At 42.7% G+C, this 11,084-nt stretch carries 7 protein-coding genes and 1 pseudogene; 1 reads left to right on the top strand and 7 read right to left on the bottom strand.

The annotated features are described in order from the left end of the window. The first annotated feature begins 45 nt into the window (after positions 1-45). Entirely contained in the window at positions 46-1,086 is a 1,041-nt protein-coding gene (locus tag AB5Z05_RS12870) for an IS481-like element ISAs19 family transposase (RefSeq protein ID WP_279460456.1), read from the top strand. Between the two features lie 598 nt (positions 1,087-1,684). Here AB5Z05_RS12870 and AB5Z05_RS12865 read toward each other — a convergent pair. The 7 genes and pseudogenes from AB5Z05_RS12865 to AB5Z05_RS12835 form a co-directional block, all read right to left on the bottom strand. Continuing rightward, positions 1,685-2,101, bottom strand: coding sequence for an H-NS family nucleoid-associated regulatory protein (locus tag AB5Z05_RS12865; protein WP_368151776.1), 417 nt, complete (start codon positions 2,099-2,101; stop codon positions 1,685-1,687). Between the two features lie 202 nt (positions 2,102-2,303). Next, positions 2,304-5,024 carry a hypothetical protein gene (locus tag AB5Z05_RS12860; RefSeq protein WP_368151774.1) on the bottom strand — a complete coding sequence of 907 codons (2,721 nt, stop codon included), beginning with the start codon at positions 5,022-5,024 and terminating at the stop codon, positions 2,304-2,306. Positions 5,025-5,245: 221 nt separating this feature from the next. Continuing rightward, positions 5,246-7,141, bottom strand: a pseudogene (gspD, locus tag AB5Z05_RS12855) (type II secretion system secretin GspD); the annotation flags it as partial. A 489-nt stretch (positions 7,142-7,630) separates the two neighbouring features. Continuing rightward, entirely contained in the window at positions 7,631-8,152 is a 522-nt protein-coding gene (locus tag AB5Z05_RS12850; RefSeq protein ID WP_368151773.1) for a hypothetical protein, read from the bottom strand. Between the two features lie 130 nt (positions 8,153-8,282). After that, on the bottom strand, positions 8,283-8,657 hold the full coding sequence (locus AB5Z05_RS12845; protein WP_368151771.1) for a hypothetical protein: 375 nt from the start codon (positions 8,655-8,657) through the stop codon (positions 8,283-8,285). Between the two features lie 62 nt (positions 8,658-8,719). Then, positions 8,720-9,466, bottom strand: coding sequence for a hypothetical protein (locus AB5Z05_RS12840; protein ID WP_368151769.1), 747 nt, complete (start codon positions 9,464-9,466; stop codon positions 8,720-8,722). 70 nt (positions 9,467-9,536) lie between these two features. Continuing rightward, the coding region (locus AB5Z05_RS12835; protein WP_368151767.1) for an invasin domain 3-containing protein at positions 9,537-11,084 on the bottom strand (1,548 nt) is incomplete at its 5' end.

The raw sequence follows: 11,084 nt of genomic DNA, 5'->3' as shown, positions 1-11,084 counted from the left end.
CGGATAACAAAACGGTACCCCTACCGTGTTATCTGGAGTCACCGTATGACCACCAACGAGAAAGTAGCACGTCGCAAACTCAGCCTGCTAGAGCTCGCCAAAGAGCTCAATAACGTCAGTAAAGCCTGCAAGCTCATTGGCTACAGCCGCCAGCAGTTCTACGAAATTCGCCGTAATTACCAGACCTATGGCGCCGAGGGCTTGCTCGACAAATTGCCGGGCTGTAAAGGGGCTCATCCCAATCGGGTTGCGCCCGAGATTGAACAGGCCATCCTCGATTACTCCCTCACCAGACCAACTCAAGGCCCGCTGCGGGTCGCGCAAGAACTGGCTCTGCAAGGCATCAATGTCAGTGCGGGCGGTGTGCGTGGCGTGTGGCAACGGCACGACTTGCTCTCTAAACACGACCGCTTGCTGCGCCTTGAGAAAACTCACCGTGAGCAGACCATTGAGCTCAATGACGAGCAAATTCGCCTGTTAGAACGATTCAGTCCCGAGTTCCGAGAACGCCAGATTGAGGTTCATTACACCGGAGAACTGGTGGCGGTCGACACCTTCTTCGTCGGCGCGCTCAAGGGGGTTGGCAAGGTGTATCTACAAACCGTGCTGGACTGCTACAGTCGCCACGCCTGGGGACGGCTCTACACCAGCAAGCTGCCGGTGACCTCGGTTCATGTGCTCAATGAAACGGTGCTGCCGTTTTTCGAGGCCCACGAGGCGCGGGTCTATACCATCCTGTCGGACAACGGGCGCGAGTTCTGTGGGCGCCCAGACCACCATCCCTACGAGCTGTTCCTGCAACTGGAGGGGATTGAGCACCGAACCACCAAGGTGCGCAGGCCGCAGAGCAACGGCTTTATCGAGCGGCTGCATCGAACCTTGCTGGATGAACACTTCCGCATCAAGGGGAGGACGACCTGGTATGAGTCGGTAGAGCAGATGCAGACAGACCTGGATAGCTATCTGGTGCACTACAACACCCAGCGGCCACATCAGGGCAGGATGATGGAGGGTCAAACCCCCTACAGCATGTTCAAGAAGGGTCTGAAATTGATACCGAAGGAAGTGCGCTCTAAAGTAGCGTAAACAAGACACCGGTTTGAGGCCGGTGTCAGGTGATAACTAGATCTGTACAGTCAGTGTAAAGCGGGCTACAGCTCCGTCACACGTAATTTTAACTTTGTATCCGAATTCATATTTCGTCACTTGAAATATATCTTCTCTTCCATAGATGAAGCCAAAGAAAACACTGGGTGAAATAGTACCTCGATAGAATGAGGCTCCCCTTTCGAAATGGATTTCCACATTACCCCTGATTAAACCGCCAATTGACAACCACAGATTTAATGATTCTCCATATAGTGACAACGTTGAATTTTCGTTAAAGATGCAAAAAGTATTATCAACGACAACAGAAATATTGTTTCGCCGAGAGAGCGTTAAATTGTGCAATTTGATTTGTGACTTGGTTATATCACATTGAGTAACAGCAGATTCTCTTGGAAAGGTTGACATAAGTAACATCCATAGTTAATTACATACAATTCTTATTACACCACTAAAATATATGTAAAAATGAAACCTTTGTAAAAATGCGAAAACGTGCTCAACCAAAAATCTAAAGGGCATAATATAATGAGCACGGTTCTCTTATCTAAAATGACAAGACTATCGGGGGATAAGTTCATTTTAATTCAATAAGAAACTCTTCTAATGCTTGGCCATTTGCAACCGCATCAGCGATCACCTTAGGCATACGCCCCTGACCAGTCCAAGTTTTCTCCTGACCATTTTCATAGAACCGATACTTTGCAGGACGAGGGGATCTTTTTGATCTAGCTAAGTGATCGGACTTGATTGTCGGCATTGAGCCAAGAAGTTCTTTAGGGTCAATCCCTGCAACTTTCAGCATTTCGGAAAACTCTGTCAATTTCTGCAAGCGTTCAGCTGACTGTACTTCTATACAACGCTCTTGAGCCTCCCGCTCAGTAAACACCATGTCAAATTTTCCTTTAATCTCGACTAACTGCTCAAATGTGAATTCTCGTAGCGCTGCACGGAGACTTCGGATATTCAATATAACTCTCAAGAAATCATTCATACTCAACCTCATTGCTTATTTTAATGATAAATAGAATATTATTTACCCCCTACTAACCATCTATAAAAACTATATTATTATCACACATCATCAGCTGACAACATAAAAATTGAAATCACCTCGTTTGTACTAACCAATGAAGTTTAATAAGTTATCCAGATATGAAAATGGCATGAGATTTTCACCTCATGCCATCTTTTACTTACTTAGGTTCAAACAGCAAGGTACCTCTGCTTTCAACTCGGCCATTCCAGCCAGTGAATCCCTCAACAACATATGAATCCAACCCGGAAAGAGACTTTTTATTAAGCCACTTATCTTCAGGGATAAAGTCAGCTTTGGATGAACCACTGCAAAGAGTGTCATCTGTACCTGGATCTGAGTCCCACAGGTGACAGTACCATGACAGATTTTTTAGTTTTTTATTTGTCTGAATATCCACAACAGATATTGTAGGAATGCTAATCATCTTAACTTTTGTTACATCATCTTTATCAATCGCAAAGTCGTTTGTCAGTTTTTTACCATCTTCTGTAGAGAAATACATATTACCACGGGGGTCAGATCCCGCTCTTCTATCCAGGTCAACAAAGTTCAAATATGCCTCATCTGAGGAAAATCTAGGATAGCCATGAGCTGTGGTTTTAATAAATTTCACAAGAGATGGCTTTACGAACAGCGTATAATTTGTTGCATGTTCAAAGTAATATTCATTAGCAGCAAGCTTAGCTGACACATTAACGGAGTAGTCGGCCTCTTTATTCTCTGGAAGAGTAAAAAGCCCTGATGATGTAATGTTACAACTAGAGACGCCACCGATAGCACATGTGTATTCTGGCTTCCTATAATCATCATCAACCACGATACCATTATGAACAGCTTGTTCATAACTTTTTGCTTGCACCGGTATTTTATGCTCTTTCACATCAAAAGCATAAGCAGCACCTGGATACTTATATGTAATATTGAAGCGTTGATACTCAGGGGTCTCACTTACACCTTTCAATGTGACTTTATATGATAGTGTTCCTTCCTTCGTTGCATAGTTCAAAGCCTTGCTTCTGTCAGATGACAAATAGATCAGGTCGGGTTTATTTAGTGACATATCAAAAATTTGACTACTTGATGCGTCGCACTCTTTAGGTGAAATGATATTAGAGGATGACACAACACTCATACATTTATCCGAGGCCATCAAGAAGGCTTTGATCTGACCATTTTGTCGATTTTCCAATGGTCTAACAGTCCATTTCAATGCTGGCATGTCTGCAAGTGATCCAAACTTTCTATAGCCATCTTTCGGTGGAATCAAAATCGCTCGCTCGTGAAAGAGTTGCATTGGTAATAAAGCACTCTCATTCATACCCCAAATTAGATTCTCACTACTCTGTACTGAAACAGGGAATATGGATGTATATTTTTCACTATGAATGGTGCCTGTCACCTTCAAATTTAATATTTGAGGAGAAATGTTCACTCCACCGACAAACTTAACGTTACCATCACTGTCGATAGAAAATGCTTGGTCAAACTGAGATTTTCCTTCAACAGTGACATGCCAGGTAGATGCATTTATGTCTCCAGAACTACCTCTTAGGCGAGCCTTAATGCCAATATCAGAATTGGCTATTTTTGGTTGAACAAGGCCGAGATAATAATTTGACATATTATTACGACTATCTACATCAACTACGTCACGAATATCAAAGGTCTCATGAACGTTCAGCGATGCTTTGTTTGACAATTTAAGTAAAGCGGAATGATCGTCAGTTATCGATTGATTCCACGCATTCAAATTAATTTTACTTCTGACAATAGAATACTGTTCTTTATCATCAAGTTGGAAAAAATCTTTACCATCTAACGTAGGCAAAACGGGTTGATCAGGATCATGTAGATAACTAATATCTACAGTCGCAGACTTGCTTCCAACCAGTATTTCACACTCCTGATATAGATTATTGGGTGATGAAAAAAAACATCTGCTTGGGTCAATATTTCTTTCATCGTAAGCAGGATAAATTCGAGCATTTATTGGTTTAACATAAGCACCTTGAACAGTTGCAAAAATTGATTCGTCATTAAAGTTAATTGGATGATATTTATCTGTAAGATATGAAAAACGCAGGACATATTCTTTCCCTGGTTTAAACTCCTGAGTTTCAGATGCAAATGCTGACATGTCAAAACTAGCCTGACATGATAGACCGTTTTCACTCTGAGCCTGACAGAAGAGGTTCTCACTAGAGATTTCACGCCATGATTCTGATGAAGTACGCTCTGTCAAAGAATAGAATAACTTTATTGCCTTGCCAAACTCATTCGCTTCAGTGGTAAATGAAAGGTCTGCCATTAGTTTGGAAAGCGTAGGCACAAAATGCTCTGGGTTGTTCTTAACCTCATTTCCCATCCGATCTTTTAATGAAAATCCAGTAACCTCTATCATTGGGTCAAGAGGTTGAGGTGGGACCGGGTGTACATCAAAAAGACGGATATCTTTATGCAATAGACTAGAGTCGCCTTGAGCACTCAGACCAATAATTAGCTCATTTTTTGATACCCCACCAGTTTTGCTGACGCGGCACAAATATTTGTCAACCTCTTCAGTATCAGAAGAAAATTCACAATCTTCCGAGGTAATAATAAATGCACCTTGAGCCTCTTGAATTTTTACATTTTTGGGGACATAAAATTTAAGCTTGTCTCCCACTGATATGCTAAGAGAAGAAATATCCAAATCTGTATTGCAGAACCAGGAACTCGCCCCCGGAGCTCCACATGACAAAGAGACACCTGAATCAACATTACTTATTTTGTCTGTCACGCTAGCAGAAAAACAAGAGAAACTAGCAACAGAAGGAAGCAGAAATAATATAGCGGCTCTATGAGGAACCCTTGTTGTTTTTAATTTTTTCTTGAGCACATTAAACCTCGACTCTATGGAATAATTAGTTATTGATTTTCTGATTTTTTTGCTGAGCTTGTGATCAGCGGAATAAAGCTACCATAAGAATTCAGCACAAAAACCCCCTTCCATTTAAAATCTGAAACTATCAAACAAAATCCAAAGTTCACCTGTTTTTACTGATGCTAGATTTTTCCGCCATCTTTGAGGGATTGCATCCATCACTTCAAGTGTTAATTCTTCTTCATTCCTGGTGATAGCGCATCCTCAACAGGAGGTAAAACGTTACGTTTTGGCGAGGTAAGGTAACCTTCTTGATTGGATGCATGTATTTGTTCAGCACGAAATAACGTATATTTACTATTAGATACACCAGAATAGGTTTCAGCATCTCGCAATATAGTCGGCCTGATAAATACCATCAAATTTCGTTTTGAGGTGCTTGTTCCAGAATATCGAAACAAATACCCTAACAATGGAATGTCTCCTAAAAGAGGAATTTTAGATATACTCTCTTTAGTTTGTTCATCCATCATTCCGCCAAGGACAACAGTTTCACCACTCTTTACCAATACGGCATTTTTAACCGTTCTAGAGTTAAATGTTGGACCTAGCGAGCTATTATTATCACTATCAGCAGTCTGAGCAACACTTGAGACTTCCTGCTCAATTTTAAGTAAAACTGAATCGCCCTCATTAATTCTTGGGGTCACAACCAGTTTAGTACCAACCGTTTTATACTCTACTGAAGTAAATATGCTATCGCCACTTGTGGAGCTTTGTTCTGTTCCTTTTTTAGGTACCTCTTGACCAACATTAAATGCCCCCTCCTCATTATCCATGATTACCAGGCTTGGCGTAGAAAGAATGTCATTTTTTGTGTTTGAGCTGATTGCAGTAGCCAGCATAGACCAATCACCGTGGAAGAACCCCGCAGCCATACCATTAAATTTTAATAAACTATCGTTATGAATGCCTGTTGGCCCACTGATAGCTGTAATTGGTAGTCCAGAATCAGTGAATTGCAGACCACCACTATCTTTATTTGCCCATTGAACACCAAGATTAAGGGAATCAGTATCAGACATCTCGACAATCATTGCCTCTACCAGTACTTGAGCCCGTCTAATATCGAGTTGTGCAATAACACGAGCCAATTGGTTCATCGTGTCTAACGGGGCAGTGATAACAAGAGAGTTCGTGAGTACATCAGCTGATATCATCAGCTCATTCCCACCGGAAGAGGGGGGGGTTGATAGGTCTTTTCTGCCTTTACTGATACTTGAGTTGACACCTTTAAGAACATCAACCATGTCTTTTGCATTACCATACTTTAAGTAAAACACTTTGGTATTGCCTTCAATTTTTTGCACCAGATCCAGTTGATGGATCATTGCTATGGTACGAGCTCGTGCCTTAGTGTCACCACTAACAATAACTGAGTTTGTACGTTGGTCTGCAACGACTTTTGGTACTCTTCTTGTATTGTTCTGACTATTATCCTCTTTATTTAAATTGCTTATTAGCCTTACCATCTCCTCAGCAGAGGCATGTTTTAATTTTACTATCTCAACCTCTTGGCTTTGCGCCCTATCCACACGAGAAATGACTTGTACAAGACGATTAACGACAGCAGCACGGCCGGTTAGCAGCAACACATTGGATGCCTCATAAGACACGACATTGCCACCCGCCGCATTGTCGTTTAACTGGCGCAGTAAAGGTGCCAATTCACGAGCAGGCACATTCTCAACAGGAACTACTCTAGTCACCATTTCATCCCCTACACCAGGGTTATCCATATCGACGACAGGGATCGCTGATGATTTTGCATCTCTGGCGCGAATTACTTTAATAACGCCATTGTCCATCGGTATTGCTGCGAATCCGTATACATCCAATACACTCAAGAAAAATTGATAGTATTGGGCCTCATCCAGCAAGTCGTAACTTCTGATATTCACCCTCCCCTTTACCGATGGCTCAATGATAATTGTTTTATTCAGTGTTTTTCCTATCGTATTAACAAACTCCTGGATATCTGTGTTTTTAAAACTTGCTGAGTATTCCGATGCACTGACATTCACACTGGCAACAAATACATGCAGGATAATTAACAACCGAAATTTCATCATATATATCAGATCACTTCACATTATCGCGGAGCAGTCATATACCCATCTGGCGTTCAAGAAACTTAATAAGGTTGCTTAATCCCAGGTAACTGCAAATTAAAAAAAACGTGACTGCAAAGCAGTCACGCAAACACGCACGGGTTATGCTTGCCCTTACCTTGCGTTTAGACTACTGGTGAGAAGTGCCACATGTGATACTGCATTACACTTATCATCAGATATCCATCACTTAAGAAAGTGCAGATACATACGTATGACGTTGCATCATACGGGGAGTAATTTAGCCACCTGAGTGAATCAAGGGAAGACTTATAACCCACAAATCAAAAAAAATCCGAAAAAAACGCATTAAAAGAATGTCAATTATGAACGTGATGGGAAAATAGCATAAATTATGCTGACCACATATATCACATCACAATAGTTAAACGAGTATATAGCTTGGCGTATCACAGTTAGCTGGCAGATAGAACAAAACCTTGTTAATCATTATCGTTCTTTAAAATAAATAATTACTGTGTCCTCATCTTCAATATTATACAATGCTGTACTTTCTGTGTATGCATCGACACGGTTTACCCCCATAACCCATAGCCACTCAACTGGCCTCATCACCCAATCATTGGTGATATCAAATACATTTACATCGATGGCTAGTTTGCTACTGTAAATCTTGTCTCCGCTCATTGACAATATGTCTACATGCATACTGAGAGTATCCGTGCCAACAATTTCTTCTTGTGCCGTAGCAGAACATGAATCAGATGTACCATAGGTACCTTGAATATCGCGTATTTCAAATTTTCCAGTTGAACCATCGTCTGGCAAGAACCAGTCAATGCTGGCATTAGCATGTTGTAATGGTGATGCCAAGTTAACAGGTGCAATACACACTTTAAATCTTAAGTCGCCTTTTACCCCCCTCTCTTGCTGCTGACCGCTTGCATGTGCAGATCCGATACTGACAAAGACTATTAATAACAGATGAATTACCACATTGATAGCTTTCATAGCAACCTCACTTGGACTACATCAGTTAAAAAGTACTCAACCACACTTCATTAAATATTAACGCCATAGTTACAGCCAAGTTGTTTTCTATAACTCCTGGCTATCGAGACTGAAAATTTCCGTACTTTTATTACTCGACCTCACAAGATTGGTTCATTTGAACCAGTTGATGCCAAGGGCGAAGTAACAGATCCTTCCACGTCAATGGTGTATTACGGAGAGCCGCATTCCCCGCAACCCTGTAAGGCTGTTGCTGTGAGTCAAATGCATAAGGATAGATATGGCGAACACGGATCAAACTTTGCAGTCCGCCACTACTCGGCACCTTACGCTCCTCCAATAAAAAAATGTCAGGCAAGCGCCTTATTTTGGCGAAATCCTCACCCAGAGCCCAAGGGGAAACGCCAAAAATTTCTGCTGCCTCCCGGGCACTTATCAAACGCTGTTGTTGGTACAACCAATAGGCTACACGAATATAACGAGGCTCAGTGCCATTACTCATCATTAACTCTATACATGTATTAATAAATACTTACTCTTTCTAATAAAACAGTAATAAGGAATATTTTACTTATTCATACACATAAATCCGTCATATACATCCCACGTGTTATCGTATGGCTCTATTACTGACTGTGATAGTCTATTTATATTAATTTGCACAAGATGATCTTCAGTACTATTTTTTAACATAATCATTCTACGTGGCTTGCCACCAGTAGTGCTACTAAAGATTCTGTCGACCCCGTCAATATTCACATCACCTCCAGATAAGGCCGTATCATAAATTGTCAAATCAGGCAACGCCGATATAAAAATGTCTTGTGTAAGAGCTTGCATCCCATACCTATCACAACTTCTCTTATAACCTTCTACTGAACTTTGTATACTTCCAGTGCGCCTCAAACCATACTTATTGTTAATTGGGATTTTAATTGAATACGAGCCATAATTATGGTCAGGATCAGCTGGATATATTGAATAGCCTGTCACTTGCAGAGTCTGACTATTTCCAGCCACACCTGGCGTCGATTTTATTGCGCATGTTAACTTATCAGCTTCACATCCTACACCATGACCCGAAGACAACCACGTTACAGTTCTTTTGGTTACATCTTCCAAGTCGCCATCAGCATCATTGTAAGTAACGCCAAATGTAACGCTATTACCTGGTGAAATCGTACCACTGACTAAGTTGACAGCTATTATTGGTGCTTCTCCGACCACAGTTTGAGTTGCTGGTGAAGGCACTGGCTCTGCGGAGTAAACATCCAGAGTTAACAACAATGGCATTAAATGTAAATATATTTTCATTTAGATAGACTCTTCTTTTTACAATGGTGCACACAATAGTGTGCACCTTTTTATATAAATCAATTATAAATTAGCGTTTAGAGACCAACACTCTTATCTTTCGTCTTTGTAAATCCGTTGTTACTGTGAACGACTCAGTTATTGCACCAGGAATATCAGTATATTCAGCGCCACCGACTACGGTTTGAACTTGCCATTGATAATTTAGATTTACACATTGGTTGGCACATGTAGGTATCGCTTGCAAAGTCTGGTTGACCTTGGCACGACCTTGAATTACAACACTTACAATTTCTGGTTTAAGAGTCACATCAACGCTCTTGCTACTTAACTCAACCCCATCCACTTGCGGCACAATGCCAAGCAAGCCTGCCTGAGTGCCACTGATATCCGCTTGATATACCCCTTCTGCTGTTTCAGTGATTGCTCCTACTTGCGCCACGATATTTTTCGTCAGTAAACGCAAACGGGACTGTTCAACCAATCCAATTACAGGGTTGTCATTGGCATCACGAGCGGTAAATGTCACCCGTGCTTTTTCAACCCCATCAGCAACGATGGTTGGCGGTGCAACTTCCATGACTGAGTGTGCCTCGCTGACCATCACAGCAGTCACCTCAACCCACTGGCTCAGTGAGGTTAATTCTACATCATCAACCACAGGCAAAGACTCCGCTCGTCCAGCACCACAGTTAGTAGCCTGTCGGGCTGTATATGTGCCTGGCGACACTTCTATCGGGCTCTCCAAATCACCGAAGTGGCACCCTTCAGGTCCTATTCTATCAAAAAATAATTGGAAGAAGAGTCGATGAGAGTCAAGCAGACCTGTAACCAGTTGCCCCTCGCTGTCTTTGGCTACAAAGGTAGCCGTTACGGCATCAATTCCGTCACCAATAATGCTGCTCTTATCCAATGAATATGAGGATTGCCCTTCATCCACCAACCATGCAGTGAGCTCCAGTGCGCTCTTATTACTCTCCATCACCTTGCCATCAACTACCGGAACAAACTCCACCTGACCAGGTTGCAGACCTGTCACTTGCGCCGTATAGGCACCCGCCACATCTGATGACTCGGCCAACAGCGATAGTGTAGCGACCACCCCTTGCTGAACAAATTCCAGACGAGGCTTGCCATCATAGGTGTCGCTTAACAAGCCGGTTACTGGCTGCCCGTTCTGGTTTTTCGCCATAAATACAAGCTGTGCCCCCTCTCTGCCATTGGCAATAATGGTTGCCGGGGAGAGACTCAAGGTTGACTGCCCTTCTGCCGGGATTAACTGTACAAAGGTCACCGCCTTGCTCTGGGTCGCCCCGTTGCTCAGGGTCGCCGTCACGGTGCTCTGGCCAATCACGGTGCTGGTCAGCTCGATAACCGCAATACCGGCCGCATCGGTGGTCACCGGGTTGCTGCCCACCAGGCTCGCGCCGTTGTCGGCAGTGAAGGTCACCGGCTCATTTTCCACCGCACTGCCATCCGCACGGGTCACCTTGACCTGCACCTTGTTCTTGGCCACGCCGTCGGCCTGGGCGTTGTCGGTTTCCACGGTCATGTTGCCAGCGGTGATCTGCACGTCGCTGCTAAAGGTCACCGCCTTGCTCTGGGTCGCCCCGTTGCT

The sequence above is a fragment of the Aeromonas sp. R2-4 genome, assembly GCF_040908365.1.
GTDB classification, from domain to species: Bacteria; Pseudomonadota; Gammaproteobacteria; order Enterobacterales; family Aeromonadaceae; genus Aeromonas; species Aeromonas veronii.
The sequence above is the reverse complement of the archived record's forward strand: the minus strand, read 5'-3'. Positions and strand labels throughout refer to the sequence as shown.

Bases quoted from the DNA above. Each gene is read 5' to 3' on its own strand.
- AB5Z05_RS12850 (WP_368151773.1), bottom strand. From the start codon at position 8,152: ATGAAAGCTATCAATGTGGTAATTCATCTGTTATTAATAGTCTTTGTC.
- AB5Z05_RS12845 (WP_368151771.1), bottom strand. From the start codon at position 8,657: ATGATGAGTAATGGCACTGAGCCTCGTTATATTCGTGTAGCCTATTGG.
- AB5Z05_RS12840 (WP_368151769.1), bottom strand. From the start codon at position 9,466: ATGAAAATATATTTACATTTAATGCCATTGTTGTTAACTCTGGATGTT.
- AB5Z05_RS12870 (WP_279460456.1), top strand. From the start codon at position 46: ATGACCACCAACGAGAAAGTAGCACGTCGCAAACTCAGCCTGCTAGAG.
- AB5Z05_RS12865 (WP_368151776.1), bottom strand. From the start codon at position 2,101: ATGAATGATTTCTTGAGAGTTATATTGAATATCCGAAGTCTCCGTGCA.